The sequence below is a fragment of the Acidimicrobiales bacterium genome, assembly GCA_036491125.1.
Taxonomy (GTDB): Bacteria; Actinomycetota; Acidimicrobiia; order Acidimicrobiales; family AC-9; genus AC-9.
In genome coordinates, this window is sequence record DASXCO010000154.1 from 1 (window position 1) to 19,925 (window position 19,925).

15 protein-coding genes are annotated in these 19,925 nt (G+C 70.7%); 7 read left to right on the plus strand and 8 right to left on the minus strand.

All coding sequences use genetic code 11. From position 1 onward, the window contains the following. The 4 genes from VGF64_11930 to VGF64_11945 all read left to right on the plus strand — a co-directional run. On the plus strand, positions 1-757 hold a 757-nt coding region (locus tag VGF64_11930; GenBank protein HEY1635459.1), incomplete at its 5' end, for an aminotransferase class I/II-fold pyridoxal phosphate-dependent enzyme. Continuing rightward, complete coding sequence (locus VGF64_11935) at positions 754-2,247, plus strand: cobyric acid synthase (GenBank protein ID HEY1635460.1); 1,494 nt, start codon at positions 754-756, stop codon at positions 2,245-2,247. The genes VGF64_11930 and VGF64_11935, both read left to right, overlap by 4 nt. After that, entirely contained in the window at positions 2,244-5,774 is a 3,531-nt protein-coding gene (locus VGF64_11940) for a cobaltochelatase subunit CobN (protein ID HEY1635461.1), read from the plus strand. Before VGF64_11935 ends, VGF64_11940 begins: the two co-directional genes overlap by 4 nt. After that, on the plus strand, positions 5,771-7,657 hold the full coding sequence (locus VGF64_11945) for a VWA domain-containing protein (GenBank protein HEY1635462.1): 1,887 nt from the start codon (positions 5,771-5,773) through the stop codon (positions 7,655-7,657). The genes VGF64_11940 and VGF64_11945 overlap by 4 nt, the downstream gene beginning before the upstream one ends. Before the next feature lie 6 nt (positions 7,658-7,663). On the opposite strand, the gene VGF64_11950 is transcribed toward VGF64_11945, so the two are convergent. Then, positions 7,664-8,044, minus strand: a complete 381-nt coding sequence (locus tag VGF64_11950; protein HEY1635463.1) for an SgcJ/EcaC family oxidoreductase — start codon at positions 8,042-8,044, stop codon at positions 7,664-7,666. Between the two features lie 32 nt (positions 8,045-8,076). Between VGF64_11950 and VGF64_11955 the strand changes: the two genes are divergently transcribed. Together VGF64_11955 and VGF64_11960 are read left to right on the plus strand one after the other, a co-directional pair. Continuing rightward, complete coding sequence (locus VGF64_11955; protein ID HEY1635464.1) at positions 8,077-9,069, plus strand: phosphotransferase family protein; 993 nt, start codon at positions 8,077-8,079, stop codon at positions 9,067-9,069. A gap of 13 nt (positions 9,070-9,082) precedes the next feature. After that, positions 9,083-10,114: a GNAT family N-acetyltransferase gene (locus VGF64_11960; GenBank protein ID HEY1635465.1), complete on the plus strand. Its 1,032-nt coding sequence runs from the start codon at positions 9,083-9,085 to the stop codon at positions 10,112-10,114. On the opposite strand, the gene VGF64_11965 is transcribed toward VGF64_11960, so the two are convergent. From VGF64_11965 to VGF64_11985, 5 genes are all read right to left on the minus strand, one after another. Beyond that, positions 10,111-10,599: a hypothetical protein gene (locus tag VGF64_11965; GenBank protein HEY1635466.1), complete on the minus strand. Its 489-nt coding sequence runs from the start codon at positions 10,597-10,599 to the stop codon at positions 10,111-10,113. The two genes, VGF64_11960 and VGF64_11965, sit on opposite strands and share 4 nt — an antisense overlap. A gap of 13 nt (positions 10,600-10,612) precedes the next feature. Further along, positions 10,613-12,193, minus strand: coding sequence for an ABC transporter substrate-binding protein (locus VGF64_11970; protein ID HEY1635467.1), 1,581 nt, complete (start codon positions 12,191-12,193; stop codon positions 10,613-10,615). A 134-nt stretch (positions 12,194-12,327) separates the two neighbouring features. Then, the gene (locus tag VGF64_11975; protein HEY1635468.1) at positions 12,328-13,137 is read right to left on the minus strand and encodes an ABC transporter ATP-binding protein; all 810 of its coding nucleotides are present in this window, start codon (positions 13,135-13,137) and stop codon (positions 12,328-12,330) included. Beyond that, positions 13,130-14,146 (minus strand): ABC transporter ATP-binding protein, encoded by a 1,017-nt coding sequence (locus VGF64_11980; GenBank protein HEY1635469.1) that lies wholly within the window; start codon positions 14,144-14,146, stop codon positions 13,130-13,132. The genes VGF64_11975 and VGF64_11980 overlap by 8 nt, the downstream gene beginning before the upstream one ends. Beyond that, entirely contained in the window at positions 14,143-16,635 is a 2,493-nt protein-coding gene (locus tag VGF64_11985; protein HEY1635470.1) for an ABC transporter permease, read from the minus strand. Before VGF64_11985 ends, VGF64_11980 begins: the two co-directional genes overlap by 4 nt. 311 nt (positions 16,636-16,946) lie before the next feature. Here VGF64_11985 and VGF64_11990 point away from each other — a divergent pair, with 311 nt between their 5' ends. Then, on the plus strand, positions 16,947-18,452 hold the full coding sequence (locus VGF64_11990) for a hypothetical protein (GenBank protein ID HEY1635471.1): 1,506 nt from the start codon (positions 16,947-16,949) through the stop codon (positions 18,450-18,452). Between the two features lie 19 nt (positions 18,453-18,471). On the opposite strand, the gene VGF64_11995 is transcribed toward VGF64_11990, so the two are convergent. After that, a complete protein-coding gene (locus tag VGF64_11995) occupies positions 18,472-19,293 on the minus strand; it encodes a hypothetical protein (protein ID HEY1635472.1) in 822 nt (273 codons plus the stop codon). 62 nt (positions 19,294-19,355) lie between these two features. Continuing rightward, positions 19,356-19,925 (minus strand): hypothetical protein (locus VGF64_12000; protein ID HEY1635473.1); only part of this gene is annotated, 570 nt, incomplete at its 5' end.

Below are 19,925 nucleotides of genomic sequence, written 5' to 3' on the forward strand. Positions count from 1 at the left end.
GGTGGCGGGCGAGCTGCGTCGGGGATGGGTGGAGGAGCCCGACTTCGGCCTCTATCGGCGCCACTTGGAGAGCCTCGATCGCGGGGGGCCGTTGTTCCGCTCCAACCCGCACAACCCGACGGGCAGCCTGGCCGCGCCGGAGGCGCGCGCGGGCGTGTGGGACGAGGCCTTCTACCCCATGGCCACGGGCCGCTGGACGCGTGGTGACACCAATCGGGGCTCGGTCATCGTCGGGTCGCTCACCAAGGTGCTGGCCTGCCCCGGACTGCGTCTCGGCTACGTGCTGGCGCCCGATGCCGACCTCGTCGAGCGGCTGGCGCGCCGGCAGCCTGCTTGGTCGGTGAACGGGGTGGCGGCCGAGGCGCTCCCGGCGCTGCTGGCGGCGGTCGACCTTCCCGCCTGGGCAACGTCGATCACCGAGCTTCGATGCCGGCTCGTCGCGGTGCTGCAACGTCACGGCCTGTGTCCCGCGCCGTCGGCGGCCAACTTCGTGCTGGTGGGCGCCGCCGCAGGGCTGCGCGACCGACTCGCGCAGGACGGGGTGGTCGTGCGCGACTGCGCCACCTTCGGGTTGCCCGACCACGTGCGCATCGCCGTGCCCGATGCCGACGGCCTCGACCGTCTGAGCAAGGCGATCGAGAGGACGACGGACGGCGGGCGGCGGGGGTGGGGACCCCGCCGCCGTCTGCCAGCCGAACCAGCGGAGTGCGGGGATGGGGCCCCGTCCGGGGCGGCGAAGCCGCCAGAGGCAACGTGAGGGGCGCGCTCATGGTCTGCGGCACGACCAGCGACGCGGGCAAGAGCCACGTGGTGAGCGGGCTGTGCCGGCTCCTGGCCCGACGGGGGCTGAAGGTCGCACCGTTCAAGGCCCAGAACATGGCTCTCAACTCGTTCGTCACTGCCGGCGGACACGAGATCGGTCGGGCCCAGGGGGCCCAGGCGCTGGCTGCCGGGGTCGAGCCCGACGTGGCCATGAACCCGATCCTGCTCAAGCCCACCGGCGAGCGCACCAGCCAAGTGGTCGTCATGGGTCGGCCCGTGGCCCACATGGACGCCGCCTCCTACCACGACCGCAAGCCGGAGCTTCTCGGCGTCGTGCTCGACGCCCTCGATGGCCTGCGGTCCCGCTACGACGTCGTCATCTGCGAGGGCGCCGGCAACCCCGCCGAGATCAACCTCCTCGATCGCGACATCGTGAACCTGCGGGTCGCCGCCGAGGCCGGCATGCGGGCGATCGTCGTGGGCGACATCGACCGCGGCGGTGTGTTCGCCGCGCTGTACGGGACGGTCGCCCTGCTGCCCCCCGCCCACCGGGACCTCGTCGGCGGCTTCGTGATCAACAAGCTGCGTGGCGATCCGGCCCTGCTCGGCGACGGGCCCGCCGACCTCGAGCGGCGCTGCGGCGTCCCTGTCATCGGGGTCCTGCCCTACGTGCACGACATCGCCCTGGACGCCGAGGACTCGCTCGCCCTGTCCGGCCCCCGTCCGGCGGCGCGGGGTTCGGCTGTGGCCGACGGGCTCGACGTGGCGGCGGTCCGCCTGCCCCGGCTGGCCAACTTCACCGACCTCGACGCCCTCGCCGTCGAGCCCGGCGTGGGCGTCCGCCTCGTCGACTCGCCAGCGTCCATGGGCCAGCCCGACCTCGTGGTGCTGCCGGGCTCGAAGTCGACGGTGGCCGACCTCGAGTGGCTGCGCGGCCGCGGCCTCGACCGGGCCCTGGCCGCGGCCGTCGCCGGCGGCGCCACCCTCCTCGGGGTGTGCGGCGGCTACCAGATGCTGGGCCGGGAGATCGTGGACCACGTCGAGTCGGGGCGCGGCCGCGTCGAGGGCCTCGCCGTGCTGGACGCCTCGACGACCTTCGGCGAGGACAAGGTCACTCGCCAGCGCCGCGGGCGGGCGTGGGGCCAGCGCATCTCTGGCTACGAGATCCACCACGGCCGGTCTCGCGTGGGCGACGGCGCTTCGCCCTGGATCGAGCTCGACGATGTGTACGGGTCCGAGCCGGAGGGGGCGGCCAACGCCGACGGGAGCGTCTTCGGCACCAACCTGCACGGGCTGCTGGAGGAGGACGGGTTTCGTGCTGCGTTCCTGGCCGCCGTGGCCGAGCGCCGGGGGCGACGTTTCGTCGCCGCGGGCGTGTCGTTCGCCGGGGCCCGTCAGGCCCAGCTGGACCGCCTCGCCGACCTGGTGGAGACCCACGTCGACCTGGGCGCCGTCGAGGCTCTGATCGCGGAGGGCGCGCGGTGATCCTCTTCCTCACCAACGCCGACACGGAGATCCTGGCCCTGCGGGCTGTGGCCGAGGGGCTGCCCGACGGGTTCCCGGGCGTTCGGGCCGCAAACCCCGCCAGCCTCCCGGAGGCGCCGTCGCTCGACGGCGTGGAGGTGGTGCTGGTGCGGCTGCTGGGCGGGCGCCGGGCCTGGGAAGGCCCCTTCGACGAGCTCGTCCGGCGATGTCGGGCTGCCCGCATCCCGCTGCTCGCTTTCGGCGGCGAGGCGACGCCGGACACCGAGCTGGCCTCGGCGACCACCGTGTCGACCGCCCTCGCCGCTCAGGCCTTCGACTACCTGGTTCAGGGGGGACTGTCCAACGTCGAGCACCTCCTCCGGTTCGTGGCCGACACGGTTCTCGGTCACGGGTTCGGCTTCGAGCCCCCGGCCGAGGTGCCGTCGTGCGGAGTGCTCGGTCAGCCGGAGCTCGATGCTGGCCGCCCCACCGTGGCCGTCGTCTTCTACCGCGCCCACCTGTTGTCAGGGAACACGCAGTTCGTCACCGACGTGTGCGCCGCCATCGAGGCGAAGGGCGCCAACGCCCTCCCGGTCTACTGCTACTCATTGCGGCCGGACCGTTCCGGCCAGCCCGTGCCGGCGCTCGACCTGCTGGCCGACCACGGCGTGGACGCCGTTGTGACCACCGTGCTGGCCGCGGGCTCGGCGCGCGACGACGGTGATGGCTGGGATGCCTCGGTCCTGGCTGCCCTCGACGTGCCCGTGCTCCAGGCGGTCGCCGCCACGTCGTCCAGCGAGGCGTGGATCGACAGCGCCGGCGGTCTCACACCGCTCGACGTGGCGATGGCCGTCGCCGTTCCGGAACTGGACGGCCGGATCGTCGGCCCCGCCTTCTCCTTCAAGGAGACCGTCGACGACGGCGACGATCTCGGCTCTCCGGTCACCGCCTACCGCGCCGTTGCAGATCGCGTCGAGCGGGTGGCCGGGATGGCCGTCCGGCTGGCCTCCCTGCGGCGCACACCGCCACCCGAGCGTCGCGTCGCCCTCGTGCTCTCCGCCTATCCGACCAAGCGCAGCCGCCTGGGAAACGCCGTGGGCCTCGACACCCCGGCGTCGGTGATCGAGCTGCTGCACGCCCTCGCCGGCGCCGGCTACCGGGTCGACCGCGTGCCGCCCGACGGCGATGCGCTCATGGCCGAGCTGGCCGACGCCCTGCCGTATGCGGGCGACGGGCCCCAGCCAGCGGGGCGCGGCCAGGGTGCCGGGGCGTGGAGCTCCGGCGCGTACGGGCGGCATTTCGACCGACTGCCGGCGCGCGCCAAGGGCGAGCTCACCGAGACGTGGGGGCCTCCACCGGGGGAGCTCTTCGTCGACCAGGGTGAGCTCGTCTTCGCTGGTCTCGACCTCGGGGGCGTGCTCGTCACCGTGCAGCCGCCGCGGGGGTTCGGCGAGAACCCGGTCGCCGTCTACCACTCGCCCGACCTGGTCCCGACCCACCACTACCTCGCCTTCTACCGCTGGCTCGATGACGAGTGGGGGGCGGACGCCGTCGTGCACGTGGGCAAGCACGGGACCCTCGAATGGTTGCCGGGCAAGAGCGTCGGCTTGTCGGCAGGCTGCTGGCCCGACGCCGTGCTCGGCGACCTGCCGGTGATCTACCCCTTCGTGATGAACGACCCCGGCGAGGGAACACAGGCCAAGCGCAGGGCCCACGCCGTGATCGTGGACCACCTGGTGCCCCCGTTGACAAGGGCGGACACCTACGACGATCTCGCCCGTCTGGAGGGGCTCCTGGACACCCACGCCCAGGTGGCCGCCCTCGACCCGGCCAAGCTTCCGGCCGTCCGCCGTCAGGTGTGGGACCTGCTGGTGCAGGCCGAGATCCATCGCGACCTCGGGATGGCCGAGCCACCCGGAGGCGACCACGGGTTCGAGGACCCCGCCTTCGACGATGCGATCCTGCACGTCGACGGCTACCTGTGTGAGCTGAAGGACGCCCAGATCCGGGGCGGGCTCCACACCCTCGGGCAGCCGCCGGCGGGAGAGGCCGAGCTCGACCTGGTCCTGGCCCTCACCCGGCTCGACCAGGGCGGGGTTCCGTCCCTGCGGACGACGGTGGCCGGTGAGCTCGGGATCGACCTGTCGTCAGGGCGACGGGTCGAGGTCGACCGCGTCGAAGCCGAGTGCGGGCGCCGTCTCGCCGAGCTCCAGTCACGCGGGTGGGGTGTCGGCGGCGCCGACGCGGGCGCCACGTTGCGGTGGGTGTGCCAGCGGCTGGTACCGGCGCTGCACCGCACCAGCGACGAGATCTCGTCGGTGCTCCTGGCCCTCGGCGGCCGTTTCGTGCCCGCGGGCCCGAGCGGCGCGCCGTCGCGAGGGATGGCCCACGCCCTGCCGACGGGGCGCAACTTCTACTCGTTGGACCCGCGCGCCGTGCCGTCCCCGCTGGCCTGGCAGGTGGGCTCGACGCTCGCCGAGCGCCTGCTCGAGGCCCACCTGGCGGAGGAGGGGCGGTACCCGGAGTCGGTCGGCCTCGTCGTGTGGGGCACGGCCGCCATGCGCACCTCGGGCGACGACGTGGCCGAGGCGCTGGCGCTGATGGGCGTGCGGCCGGTGTGGGCCGAGGAGACGGGCCGGGTGACGGGACTGGAGGTCATCCCGATCGAGGAGCTGGGCCGGCCGCGGATAGACGTGACGCTAAGGGTGTCGGGGTTCTTCCGGGACGCCTTTCCGCACGTCCTCGGGTTGCTGGGCGAGGCGCTCGACCTGGTGACGGCCCTGGACGAGCCGCCGAGCCAGAACTTCGTCGCGGCCCACGGCGGAGACGACCCTCGGGTGTTCGGGCCCAAGCCCGGCGCCTACGGCTCGGGCATCCTCGCTCTGCTCGAGTCGGGTGACTGGCGCAGCGACGAGGACCTGGCTGCGGTGTACCTGGCGTGGGGCGGCTACTCCTACGGCCGCGGCGGGGCCGGCGTGGCTGCGCCCGAGGCCATGCGGCGACGGTTCGCCGGCATCGAGGTGGCGGCCAAGAACCAGGACAACCGGGAGCACGACATCTTCGACTCGGACGACTATCTCCAGGACCACGGCGGCATGGTCGCGACGGTCCGGGCCCTCACGGGTAGCCAGCCCAAGGCCTGGTTCGGCGACACGGCCGACCCCGCTCGGCCTCGTGTCCGTCCGCTGAGCGAAGAGGCGGCGCGCGTGGTGCGCACCCGCGTCGTGAACCCGAAGTGGATCGGAGCCATGCGCCGGCACGGCTACAAGGGGGCCTTCGAGATGGCGGCCACGGTCGACTACCTGTTCGGCTACGACGCCACGGCGGGGATTGTGGAGGACTGGATGTACGAGCGCGTCACCGAGTCCTACGTGGGCGACCCCGAGGTGCGGAAGTTCTTCGAGGAGTCGAACCCGTGGGCCCTGCGCTCGATCGCCGAGCGACTGCTCGAGGCCAATGAGCGCGGCCTGTGGGACGCCTCCCGCCCGGCGCTGGACACGCTGCGGGCGGCGCTCCTCGAGGCCGAGGGTTGGGAGGAGGGACGATGACGGTGAGGTTCCCCTTCACCGCCGTGGTCGGCCAGGACGAGGCCAGGCTGGCCCTGCTGCTGAACGCCGTCGACCCCGCCATCGGCGGCGTGCTCATGCGGGGACACAGGGGCAGCGCCAAGACCACCCTCGCCCGCGGCTTCGCCGCCCTCCTGCCCGGGTCGGGACCGTTCGTCGAGCTGCCCATCGGGACCACCGAGGACCGCCTCGTCGGCACCATCGACCTGCGGGCCGCCCTGACCAGCGGCGAGCGCCATTTCCACCCCGGTCTGCTGAGTGCGTGCGACGGCGGCGTGCTGTACGTGGACGAGGTCAATCTCCTGCCCGACCACCTTGTCGACCTGCTCCTCGACGTGGCCGCCAGCGGCGTCAACCGGGTCGAACGGGAAGGGATCTCCCACGAGCACCCGAGCCGCTTCGTGCTCATCGGTTCGATGAACCCCGAGGAGGGCGAGCTGCGCCCGCAGCTGCTCGACCGTTTCGGGCTGGCCGTCGACGTGCGCACGAGCACAGAGGCGACCGAACGGGCCCTGGCCGTCCAACGCCGCATCGCCTTCGACGCCGATCCAGCCGGGGTGGCGGCCGAGTGGGAGCAGAACGAGGACGCCCTCCGCCGCCAGCTCGCCGCCCTCGCACGCTCGCCTTCGTTCCAACCCCTCCCACCGGACCTGGCGCGCTCGGTGAGCGAGCTGTGCGCCGCCGTCGGCGCCGAGGGCCTCAGGGCCGACCTCGTCATCTGCCGCGCCGCCGCAGCCCTGGCCCGCTGGGAGGGCCGATCGACAGCCGACGCCGAGGACGTTCGCCGGGTCGCCCCGCTGGCGCTGGCCCACCGCCGCCGGTCCCCGCTCGGTGATGCCGGCATCGACGGCGGCGAGCTGGAGGAGGCGCTGGAGCAGGCGCTAGGCGAGGGTCCGGGTGGCCGCGGAGACGAGGCCGGCACCGGCGATCGTCGCGGCCAAAGCGGCGCGGTTCCACGTATGGCCGAAAGCGCCGACGCCGTCGACTCGACCGAGGGATCGGAACCGTCGGCACCGTCCACTGAGGGCGAGCGGGTCGCTCCTGTCGGGGAGCCCGCGCCCGTGCGCGGACGGGTGGGCGGCTCGGATCGCGCCGACCGGCCACGTCGGGCCGCCGGGCGGCGAAGCCCCGGCGAAGGCTCGAGGGGTCGCCTGGTGGGAGATCGCCGGCCCGATGGGCCGGTGGGCTCGGTGGCCCTCGGGGCCACGGCCGCGGCCGCCGCCGGCCGCCGGGTCGATCAGTCGGCGGGCGACGAGGCGACTGTCCTGGTGGCGCCCGAGGACCTGCGCGAGGCGGTGCGCGAGCAGCGCTCGGCCAACCTCGTCGTCCTGGTGGTCGACGCGTCGGGCTCGATGGGGGTCGGCAGCCGCATGGAAGCGGCGAAGGGGGCCGTGCTCAGCCTGCTGCTCGACGCCTACCAGCGGCGGGATCGGGTGGCGCTGGTGACGTTCCGGGGCGAGTCCGCCGAGGTCGTGCTCCAGCCGACGGGGAGCGTGGAGGTGGCTCGGGCCCGGCTGGCTTCTGTGCCGACTGGCGGTCGGACGCCGCTGGCCGCGGGCATCGGGGCCGGCCTGCAGGTGGCCGAACGCGCCCACTCGGGGGCCTATCAGCCGTTCGTGGTCGTGGTCTCGGACGGCCGGGCCACCGCCGGGCCCGCAGGTGTCGACCCGGTGGTCGCGGCCCAGGAGGCGGCGGCGGGTGTCCGGCGGCGTGGTGTCGCCGCCGTGGTGGTCGACGCCGAAGAGGGGCCGGTGCGCCTGGGACTGGCGCGCCCGCTGGCCGAGGCGATGGCGGCCCGCTACGTCACGGTGGCGGAGCTGTCCGCCGGCAGCCTGGTCGGCGCCGTGCGGGCGGGGTTCACATGATCGGCCTCAGCTGAGCGGTCGCATCGCAGCCGGGTCCCAGTAGGCACGGAGCGACGAGATCTTGCCGTCGTCGTTCACCTCGAGGATGTCGACGATGTCGATGGCGCCGCCGCCATCGCCGGTACGCGCGTTCATGGTGAACACCAGGGCTGCCTCGTTGCCGCACACGCTGAGCCGGTCGAGCTGGGGCTCCATCTTGTCGGCCATGCCGACGATGTTGTCCCAGAACTGGCCGATGGCCTCCTTGCCGATGTTGGGGGCCGAGGGGACGGGGTCGATCTGCTCGGCGTCGTCGGCGAAGCAGCCGAGGAAGGCCTCTCGGTCCTTCTTCGGGAAGGCGGCGAGGTAGTCGTCGACGACGGCACGGACCTGTTCGGGACTGGGCATGCGCGTACGCTATCCGGGCTACGGTGCCGGCCGTGGCTGCTGACGAGCTGACCGCTGCGCTGGGGGAGGTCGTGGCGCGGGCGCTCGGTGAGCCCGGTGTCGAGGTGGAAGGGCTGCGGCGGCTGTCAGGAGGCGCTTCGCGCGAGACGTGGTCTTTCGACGCCCGGCGGGAGGACGGCACTCGGTCGGGTCTGGTGCTTCGCCGGGACCCAGCCGGTGCTCCGGGGCGCGGGATGGGACGCGAGGCTCGGTTACTTTCCGCTGCATCGGCCACCGGAGTCCCGGTTCCGGGGATCGTGGCGGCCAGCGACGACCCGGCCGCCCTGGGGTCAGCGTTCATCGTCATGGAGCGCGTCGAGGGCGAGACCATCCCCCGTCACATCCTGCGCGACGACGCGTACGCCGCGGTCCGGCCGAGGCTCGCCGCCCAGTGCGGCGACGCCCTCGCCGCGATCCATCGCATCCCGACGGGCGAAGTGCCCGGCCTCGAGCAACCCGACCAGGTCGAGGTGTTCCGGGCGATCCTCGACGAGCTGGGCGAGGCCCATCCCGCGTTCGAGATCGGCTTCCGCTGGCTGGAGGCACACCGGGTCGACGGGGGGCGCACCGTCGTGGTGCACGGCGACTTTCGCAACGGCAACCTCATCGTCGGGCCCGACGGGATCCGCGCCGTGCTCGACTGGGAGCTCGCCCACCTGGGCGATCCGATGGAGGACCTCGGCTGGCTCTGCGTGAAGTCGTGGCGCTTCGGACAGTCCCTTCCTGTCGGCGGGTTCGGCACCTACGGACAGCTCCTCGACGCCTACGAACGGGCGAGCGGTCGGCCGGTCGACCGGGCGGCGTTGCGGTGGTGGGAGACGCTGGGCACCCTCAAGTGGGGGATCATGTGCATCGTGCAGGCGGCCACGCACACCTCGGGCGCCGTGCGCTCGGTCGAGCTGGCCGCCATCGGCCGGCGGGTGTGCGAGGTGGAGTGGGACCTGCTGGCTCTTGTGGCACCCGGGCCGGTGCCGGTGTTGTCCTGATGTTCCTGCCGCGGTGAACCCCCACGACGACCCGAGCGCGGCGGCGCTGACCGAGGCGGTGCGGGAGTTCCTGGAGCGCGACGTGCTCCCCGCCACCGAGGGCCGGGTGCGCTTTCACGCCAGGGTGGCCATCAACGTGCTCGCCATGGTCGAGCGTGAGCTGGTGCTCGGTCCCGGCCAGGCTCGCGCCCACGCCACGGCCCTCGATCGTCTGGGCCTGTCGAGCGACGCCGAGCTGGCGGTCGCGATTCGCACGGGCGCGCTGGACGATCGACTGGACGAGGTGACGGCCGTGGTGCGGGAAACGGTCCAGGCCAAGCTGGAGGTGGCAAACCCGCGGCATCTGGGTGACGGCCTGCAGCGGCTCCACACCCACCTTCGCCACTGGCTCGGACACTGGCCCCCGGCGCCGGGCGAGGTGGCCGTGGTCGGGTCGCCGCTTCGGGTCGGTCCGGGTTGGGACGGTCGGACACGGCCCTTCTTCGGCGTCGCCAGTCCGGAGGGGGTGGTCCTGTCCGTGCCGCCCGGCGCCGAGCCGGCGGTGGAGGCGCTGGGCCTGACCCGCGACCGAGTGCTGTCCGAGGACGGCGCCGGGCTGAGTGACAGCCTGACGCGCGCGGTGGGGCAGGGACGGGGACGGTTGGGGCGGGGGTGCTTTCGATGGACCGTGGGTCCCGCGGAACTGGACGACGCGGGGGACTGGGTCTCGAAGAGGGACTCTCGGGTGCCGCCCTGGCTGCTTCCGTTCAATGGCGACGTCCTCATCGCCTGGGACGACGCTGGGAATTACGGCGCGGGTGTCGGTCGCAAGCAGCATGACCGGTGGGGCCACGAGCTGGCCGTGGTGACCGAGGAGGCGCTGCGGGGTCGCGGGATCGCCCGTCGCCTGGTGGCGCAGGCGGGCCGGCGGGTCCTGGCCGAGGGAGCGGTGCCCACGTACCTGCACGATTTCGACAACGCCGCCTCGGCGCACGTCGCCGACGCCGCGGGCTTCCCGGACCGGGGCTGGCAGTTCCTCGCCCTCTGGCAGGGACGGGACAGCTAGCCCGGCTCGGCGGGCTCCTCGGCCCGGCGGGGCCCGGCGCGACTCGCGGCGGGTGCTTGCCCGGGGCCGACCACATCGATGAGCGTCGTCAGCACCACTCGGCGCCTCTTGTGGGACGCCTCGTACAGGAGCATCTCGGACAGGACGGCGTCGGGCAGAGCGCCCGAGGCGACCAGCCTGGCCACCTCTCTGCCCGGCATCTCGTCGTATCCGTCGATCGGCGGCCGCGGCGCGGCCTCGGCCGGCGGTGTGGGCTCGGCTGGCGCGGCGGGGCTCCGGCGGACGCGACTGGCGAGAACGGACTCGACGGGTATGCCGCGGGCCACGGCGATGCGCCGGGCGGAGGCGTTGCCGGCGAACAGGGCCAGCGCACCTGCGGCCGCTGCGCCGAGCGAGACCTCGAGCAACGTCGGGTTGCCCTGGGCGGCGCCGAAAATGAGGAGCCCGAAGGCGGCGGCGAGGAGGACGACGCTGGTGATGATCACGTCACGGTCCTCGCTAGCCGCAGTAGTAGGTGGGGTCGGTCTTCCAGGTGGCGCCACTGCCAGACTGCACCGCTCGCGACACGTAGCCGCAGTTGGTGCCGATGTGGGCGTTCGGATTGTTGGGCGGGTCCGCCCAGTTCACCTTCAGGCCCATGCCGGTGTCGAACTTGAACTGGTTGGCCAGCTGGATCACGTGTTGCCGTGTCAGGTAGGGCGGTGTCGCGGCCGCCTGAGCCAGTATGAGAGACCCAATCTCCGCGGACGCGTAGTAGTTCTCGGAGATAATCGAGGTCTTGTCCACATTGGACGCGTACTTGGACATGAGCGAGTTGTACAGATCCATCCCGGAGTTGGGATCGTGATTGGAGTAACTGTTGGGGTTGAGGAAGATGGTGCCGGTCACGATGCCGCCACCGGCAGTCGCGCACAAGCTCCCGCATTGCTGCATCTCCACCTGGATTCCGCTCCCCCCGGACCAGCCCCGAAGGCTGCCGCCGAGCCCGCTACCCGGGTAGTAGTTCTGGCTCTGAGCCGCCTGCACGCACAGGAGGAAGTTGGTCGACGGCAGAGGAAGCTGGAGGAAGTCGGGGTTCGCGTTCCTGATCTGGAGCATGTGGCTGTTGCAATCGCTCTCCGACGTGGTCATGACCTGGTAGGTCACGCTGACGCCGTACGGTCGGTAGGCGTTGTTCTCGTACTCCTCGATCGGGCCCGGGTCCTGGCCCGGCAGCGGCGAGATGATCGCCCCGATGTGTTTGACGTTCGGGTAGAGGGTGTGGACGACCTTGGCCTCCAGGTTCGCCCCCACCTGGGTATTGGGCGTCGGCGCCGTCGGCCAGATCATGGGGCTCTGGTAGCTGATCGGGTTGAGGCCCAGATCGCCGACGAGCGGAACACTGTGCTGGACGAGATAGGGGTTGGCTCCCTGGGGCGCGGGCATGCCCCCGATGGAAAACACGTGGTCCTGCTCGATGAGCTTCTGGGTCAGGATGGCGTCCTGGCTGGGGTCGGCGCCATGGTCGTCGTAGTAGATGAGTTTCTCCTGGCGCAGGTGGTGGGCCGGCGCGTAGACAGCGTTGTAGTAGCTCAGCCAGGCCTGGGCCGCCTGAAGCCCCTGCTCGCCGTAGATGCCGAGTGGGCCCGAGAGGACAGTGATGCCGCCCACCAGGATCTGGTTGCAGGTGACCCCGATGTCGGGGTTGTTGCCGGGGCAGTTTCCTCCGGTGGTGTTGGCCCCGGTCGCGCCGCCCCCCGTCTTGGCTCCGGTCCCGCCGCCTCCACCGCTAGCACCGCCAGCAGCTCCGCCGGCGGCGACGTTGGAGCCGTTGGCCCCGTTCGTGGCCCCGGTCGATCCGCCGCTTCCCCCCTGCACCCCGTTGTCCCCGGAGCTGGACCCGGAGGAGCCGTTGGCGGACAGGCTGCTCTGATGGTGGGCGCGGTTGTTGGCTTCGACGGTCGAGATGAACGCGAGGCCAACGATGAGCGCCAGCGACAGCCCGGCTGCGACCAACTTGGGTCCGCCGCCCCGCATGATTAGCTTGAGGCCTTCGCTCAGGTCGCTCGTTCCCTTGCCCGGCGTCATGGGCGTGGTCACATCAAACCTCCGTTCACGGCCGCGCCCGTATTGCTCGGGACACGGTCACACCACCCCTGATTGGCGAACTGCCGGCGGCGCGTGGACTCCCGCACCGGCTCCTCGCTCCCGCGACGATGTGCTTCCACGAACGATCACGCCCCTGCCGTCGCCCCAGCGAGGAACACCGACCGGAGCAGGTCGTCCCGCTCCAGCAGCTCCTGGCTGGGGCCGTCGAAGCGAATCTGGCCCTTCTCGAGGAAGTACGCGTGGTCGGTCACCGACAGGGCCAGGTTGGCGTGCTGCTCGACGAGGATGAAGGCGACGCCCTCCTCGTTCAGCTGGTGAAGGACGTCGACGAGGCCCTGGACGATGGTCGGAGCAAGTCCCAGGGAGAGCTCGTCGATCATCATGAGCTTGGGTTCGAGCACGAACGCCCGACCCAGGGCCAGCATCTGACCTTCGCCCCCAGACAGCGTCCCCGCGAGCTGTTTCCTGCGCTCGCCAAGGCGCGGGAAGACCTCGCAGACCCGGGCGATGTTGCGCTTCACTCTCGCCCGGTCTCGGCGAATCGTGTGGGCACCCATCTCCAGGTTCTCGAGCACGGTGAGGTTGGGCAGGAGGCCGCGACCGCCTGGTACCTGGGTGATGCCGCGGCGAACGGTCTGCTCGGGAGCCCAGCGAGAGATGTCCTCGCCCTCGAAGGTGACCCTGCCGCCCCACGGATGCATGAGCCCCGACACGACCTTCAGGATCGTCGACTTGCCGGCGCCGTTGGTGCCGAGCAGGGCGATGATCTCGCCCGGCTGGACCGCGAGTTCGACGCTGCGCAGCACCTGCACGGCCCCGTAGCCGGCGTCGACGCCCTGAAGCTTGAGCAACGGGGGCGGACCCAAGTCTGGCCCGGCCTCCTCGTTGAACTCGTCCTCGGGGAACGGTTCTTCGACAGTCGCCCGGTCAGGCACTGCTGCCTACCACGGTCCCGTACCGCGACGTGCCCAGATAGCTCTCGATGACCGCGGGGTCGGCCTGCACCTCGTCGGGTGCCCCCGAGGCGATGACGGTGCCAGCGGCCATGGCGTAGATCCGGTCGGAGAGCTGCATGATCAGCGGCATGTCATGCTCGATGATGAGGATCGTCGACCCCGTCGCGGTCCGCACGTCACGCAGAAGCGGGAGGAGCTGCTCGGTCTCCTTCTGGCTGATCCCTGAGCTGGGCTCGTCGAGCAGGAGGAACTTGGGCTTGAGGGCCATGATCGCCGCCAGCTCGACCAGCCGCAGCGTGCCGTAGCTGAGCTCGGCGCAGAACTTGTTCTCGTACGCCTGCAACCCCATCATGCGGCAGAGATCGGTGGTGGTGTCGATCACGCGCCCCTCATCCGCCGCTGAGCGCTTGGTACCGAGCCCCGCCGACATGGGTCCGGTGGTCATCCACCGGTGCTGGGCAATCCGGAGCGCGTCGAACACGCTCAGGTTCTGGAACATGCGGCAGCTCTGGAATGTCCGGCCGATGCCCAGCCACGCCCGGCGGTGTGGCGGCTCGCCGAGGAGGTCGAGGACGCGACCGGGCTCGGCGCCCTCGGCGCCCTCCGGCACCCGGTAGTACACATGGCCTCGGTCGGGACGGTAGAAGCCCGAGATGCACTCGAAGAGGGTCGTCTTACCGGCGCCGTTGGGTCCGATGAGACCGACGATCTCTCCCTCGTGGACGCTCAGGGAGATGTTGTCCAGGGCGACCAGCCCGCCGAAGCGCAGGGTGACATCGAGCACCTCGAGGACTACGTCGGCGCCGTGGGCCGGGCGTGGCAGCTCGCCAGTAGCGAGTGTCACGTCGACTTCGTCATCACCAGTGAGGTCCAAGCCCTCGTCGAGGTGCTCGGCGGGCGGGTAGTCGCGGGTCGGCGGCCGGCGCCAGGGACTCCGCCTGAGACCGCCGAGCGCCGGGAGCCTTGAAAGCGACGGCAACCGGCTCATGTCGCCTCGTCCTCGTCGGTCGGCAGCCGTGTCGGTGGCGGCGGTCGTCTCGAGGCTCGCAGCGGTCGCGGCGCACGATCGGCCGGCTCCGTCGGCGGACGGGGTCGAAGCGGGCGCTCTCTGGCGGTCGCCGGCATCACCTGGCGGGGTTGCGGACCGGTCGCCTCCGCCGAGCTCGTCGGACGTCGAGCGTGCGCCGCCTTCGACCAGAGCGCTTCTTCGTGGGTTGCCGCCTCGTGGGTCTCCTCTTCGCGAGAGGACCCGGTGGTCGAGGCCCGCGCCGGCAGGGTGGCGGTGGCAGCACGAGTAGCGGATGACGCCAGAGGGCGTGTCGCAGCAGGTCCAGCCGTTGCGGCTACGGGTACACGCCCTGACTGGTCACCCCCGTTGCCGCTCGTCGGCGCGGCCGCAGCGGTCGGCGCTGGTGAGAACTCGTCGGCAGTGAGGATCTGGGCCGTCTCGTCGTCGGGCCGGAACAGCCGCTTCATGAAGCCTGCCAGCCCGCTCGGGTAGCTGTACACGGTCAGCACGAGCAGGACGCCCTGGAGGATCAGGACAGTCTGGTTGACACCGTTGATGGGTGTGGCCGTGATCTGGGGCAGGACCGCGAACAGGAACCCGACCAGCACCGCCCCAAACAGCTCGGCGATGCCGGTGAGGATCCCGTAGCCGATAAAGGTCACCCCCGTGATGAACAGGAACTCGGTGGGATCCATGTTCACGTACAGGTACGCGAACACTGCGCCGGCTGCGGCCGCGACGCCGCCGCCGATACAGAAGGCGAGCAGCTTGTACGCCGTGGGGTTGATGCCGAAGGCGATCGCCGTGGGCTCGGAGTCGCGGATGGCGAGAAAGGCGCGGGCCGTGCGGCTGCGTCGCAGGTTGTAGGCGACGAAGAAGCACGCCAGGGCGACCGCCAGGCCCATGTAGAACACCTCGGAGGTGAAGGAGAAGGGACGGTGGGCGGTGCTTCCGGCCGTCGATCCCAGGATGCTGTTGTGATTCTCCAGAGCGTTCGAGAGGAACAGGTCGGTGTCAAGAGCGACCGCGAAGGCCAGTGTCACGAGGGCCAGGAAGAATCCCCGGAGGCGCAGCGAGGGGATGCCGATGAGCAGCGAGAACGGCACCGAGACGAGAACTGTCAGCGGCACCACCAGCCAGAACGGCAGATGGGCGGTGCCCTGGAGGATGGCCGCGGTGTAGGCCCCTACGCCGACAAAGGCATACTGGGCCAGCGAGACCTGTCCGGCCCAGCCTGTGAGGATAACGACCGACAGCCCGACTAGAGCGAAGATGATCCCGCTGGCGAGCACGGTGGACCAGTAGCCGCTCGTGAAGATGGGGATGATCATGACGGCGGCCATCCCGCCGATACCGAGCACCCAGCGAGCCGTCTTCCAATCCTGCAGGATCAGCCACAAGGCCGGCCCCTTTCGCAGCCAGGCCCGTATCCGGTCCTCGGCCGGAGCCTGGCCGCCGAAGGCCACCCCGGCACCGCCTACCCCGGACTCTTCGTCGACTCGGATCCCGGAGAAGATCCATCTGGGCCGCAGCATGAGCAGGACAACGAGCACCAGGAAGGCGACCACGTCCTGCAGGGGCGGCAGGCTCGAGAGCTTGCCGAGCGGGGAGGCGATGACCAACTGCTCGACAACTCCGAGGACCAGCCCGCCGGCGAGGGTGCCGACCAGGCTGCGGAACCCGCCGAACAAGCTGGCGATGAAGCCGAAGACGATGAGGTTGGTGAGCACCCCGAGGTCGAGGCCGATCAGAGGCGTGATCAGGATCCCGGCGATCCCGGCCAGCATCGACCCGAGGATCCAGGACACCCGGCTCACCGTGTTGGCGTTGATCCCGAGCAGCTGGCTCACCTGCCGGTCGTCGGCCACGGCCCGGATCGCGACGCCCAGATGGGTGCGTCGGAAGAAGGCGGCGACGGCGACGGTCAGGACGAGCGTCACCGCGATGATCATCAGCTGCTCGTTGTTGAAGTTGAACCCGGCGACGATATGGGTCGTGCTCTTGTCGAGCGGGATCAGCGGGTGCACGTTCGTCGAGTATCCGCTGAAGGTGTTGTAGTCGAGTCCCTCCAGGACGGCGAGGATGCCGAACGAGACGATCATTAGCGATACCGTCGTGGCCCGGGCGAAGGGCCGCATGATGCGAGCCACGATCAGGCCCAGCCCGGCGGCAACTCCCATGGCCACGACGAAGGCGGCCCACGCTGGCAGCGCCGGCGGCTGGAACGAGAAGTGGGCCCAGCTGTGGCCGCCGAGGAACGGGATCTGGAAGTAGAAACCGCTGTGCTCGCGCACGGCGAGACGGACGCCGCTACCGCCCCAGACCTTGTAGAACACGAACGCCACGGTGGTGCCGATGGCCCCCTGGGCAAAGTTGGGCACGCGTGTGGCCTTGTAGACGACGGTGAGGCCCAGGCCGTAGAGGGCATAGATGCTCCCCACCACGATCCCGATGAAGACGAAGTTCACGTAGTACACGTGCGTGCGCCTCCCACGGCTTCCCAGGCTTGACCCCAGACCTCCAGCTCAGGTGCTCCTATCTCGCTGGACGGCGACCCTCCAGCCGGGTCGCTGTCGGCGTGACGGCGGTCACTCTAGACCACCCAGTCAATTCGAGCTAGGACGTACTAGTACCTTCCAGACAAAGGGGTCTATGCTGCGCGCCAAGAAGAGAGCACGAAGCGAGATGGTGCCCGTCGCGCACGCCGGCGACGGGCGGGCGACCGGGGGGCGCTGGGGCACGGCGTGAGGAAGGGATGGTCATGGGGAGCCGGGGGAAGGTGAGCCGCGGACGGGGTGGCCGGGCTCGGTCTGCTGTCAGCCGACTGGTGGTGGCCGTGGCGGCCGCCGGTCTGACGAGCCCGTTCGGTATCGGGGGGGCGAGCAAGGTAGCCGCCGATGCCGCTGCCCCCGCCACCAACACCAATCCGAGCATTTTCGCCAGCTCGTTCTCCGCCCAGGCCCTCGTGCCGACCACGGAGGCCACACTGCAGTTGGACGACTCGTACTCCTGGGTGCACGGCTTTTTCAACAAGGGCCAGCCCGATCTGCCCGTCAACGCGGCCGAGTACTCTGAGATCTTCGATCCCGGGTTCCTGGGCGGCGCCGTGCTCTTCGCCGCCGCGACCGACCCCACCCCCCTCTCCGACCCGAACAACTTCCCTGGTTACGCCTTCGCCTCGTATCCGGTCCCGCAGAACCAGCAGAGCATCCAGAAGTGTGTGAGCCCGACAAGCAAGGTTGCCGCGCCCTGCACGGCGGCATCCCCCGACCAGGCTGTGTCGACGATCGACCCGACCGCGCCGAAGGGGACCTCGTTCGTCACCGCGACGGGTCCCGGCGGTGGTAGCAGCCCAAGCGGTGTGTTCACCGGCGCCAGCAACCAGTCGATCCAGAACGCCTCGCTGGTGGAGGACGCGTCTGCCGCCGGCCACAACGTGACGTTCGCCCTCCCGGGGGGCCAGACGCTGGAGCTGGCGGGCTTCAAGGCCCTCGCCACCGCCAAGGCCAACGCCCAGGGCGTGGTGGGCGGCACCGCCACCTGCACGGTGGGCAGCATCACCGCCTTGGGTCAGACGATCACGGCTGGGCCTGGCGGGCAGCTGGACCTGTCCAAGGTCGAGCCGCTGCTGGCCCAGCTCGGCCAGGTCACCGGTCAGAAGATCTCGATGATTGCCGCCCCCAAGCCGGCGATCTCGCCCGGTGACCACAAGATCGAGAGCACCTGCTCGGGCCCGACGTTGACAATCGGGAACCCGCTGCCCGGGCCGCTCGGGACGCTCAACGTCGGTCAGAGCTTCATCCTCGGGACCGCCGACGTGACTGTTGGCGCCAGCCAGCCGCTCGGGGGAGGCGATCTTGGCTCCGTGCTTTCCTCCGGCAGCACGGTCGCGCCGGGTGGCGGGACGGTTGACACGAACTCTCCGGACGCGCCGGCGGCGACGGGGTCCGACACCTCGGCAGGAGGAGCGTCGCCCTCGGTCGACTCAGGTGGGTTGGCCGCTGCCGGATCGCCTGCCCTTGGCACGTCCGCCGGGCCCAGCACTCTGGCCCCACCTGGTGGTTCGGCGGCCGGTACCCCGTCGGCTCAGGGTGCGTCGGGGGGCGGAGGCTCTACGCCGCTGCAGTACCGCCCGGCGTCGTCCAACACGCCGTCCCAGGGTTGGCTGACGTTCCTCCTCACCATCCTGTCGGGGCTGGTGATCTTGGGGACGGCGTTCGGGGTTGGTGGGACGATCAGCCGGATGGCTCGTGCGTGGCGCGAGTCCGTCTCGCCTCTCGGCTGACCGAGCGGCTCCTGGCGGTTCAGCGGTTGCGGACCGATTCGAGCTGGCGGACCTCGAAGTTGCGGATGACGCCCTGGGTCCGCAGGGCGGCAAGATCCCCGTTGGCGCCGGCCAGCGACCAGGTGGCGGTCCATACCTCGACGACCGTCACGTCGTAGCGGCCGACGTCGTCCCAAGCGTGGGTGATCTGGCCGTCGGGCCAGGGGGCACCGGCGGTGTCGTACGGGCCCTGCGAGCCGGTGCCGTCTCCCCAGTCGACGAGGAACGTCCCGCGGGCAGCGATGGTGAGCGGGCCCAGAGGAGTCGGGTTCGAGAACTGACGGGTGGTGGCGCCGTGGGTCTCGAGGTAGCCGAGCTTGCCGGCGAGGGCGTAGCCCGGCGCGATGGTGGGCGCCGGACGGCCCAGCAGGTCGGCGCCGTGCACCGCCCACACGGATGCGGCCAGCGCAGCCGGCGGCAGGGCCGGCGCCGCAGGGGCGCCTGGGGCGCCCGCCTCCGGTGGCGCACCGGGGCAGAGCAGGTAGTTGCCGACCAGGGTCTGCCAGCGGTGCTCGTAGGCGTTGTTGATGCCCGTCGCGACATCCGGATTGCTCGTCGACCGGTCCTGCACCGTGATGCAGAACCCACCGGCGCCGTTGTCGGTCAGGTACGGCACTGCCGCCGGATAGATGGTCGGCGCCGGCCCGCTCGCGGCCACGACGTGCGGTGCCGCAGTTTGCGCTGCTGCGGCGGGGCGCTCCGGAGCGGCAGGCGCTCCAGCGCCCTGCGTTCCCCCGGAGACGGAGTAGTCAATAGACCCGCTGTTGTAGCCGTCTCGTACGGTGATTGCTTGAGCTGCCACTTGATCTGGCAACTCAGCGACTGCGACTACGACCGCACATGTAATTCCGAGTATCACGCGCTTCACGGATGTGTGACGCAAGTATCCTCCGGCTGCGACTCGTCGGAGTTATGGCCCAGAAACGCTACGAGCCAGTTCGTGGCGTTGATGTGAGTAGGGTCATCTTGGGGTTGAGAACGGCGAAGCACGAAGTAGAACTGATGGGCCGGGGGAACTGAAGTGAGCAAGGCAGAGTAGTCACGGTTTGCGCCCACAAAGATGCAAGAGTTGGTGGCATAGACGAGTCGGATATTGGTGTCGCGAACGGGGCCCGGATTGGAGCGGTAATTCGGTAGCCCCTGATCCAGCTGATCTAGCAGAATCTGTGTTTGAGCTCCGAACTCATCAGCCGTGCTTACCGAACGAAACAGTCTTGCGGCTTCGGGCGTCAAGCTCCGCTGCTGAACCATCACGAGTGTCGCTTGGTTATTGATTGCCTCGATCGCGTCGAGCACGCGCTGGACGTACGCGGCGGTGATGGGGGAGGGGATGGCGTAGGGGTCGGCCGGGGTGGTCGAGGTTGAGGCGGCCTGGGGGACGGTGGCGCCTGGTCCGGCGCTGGCGGCGGGGCCTCCGCAGGCGGCGGCAAGGAC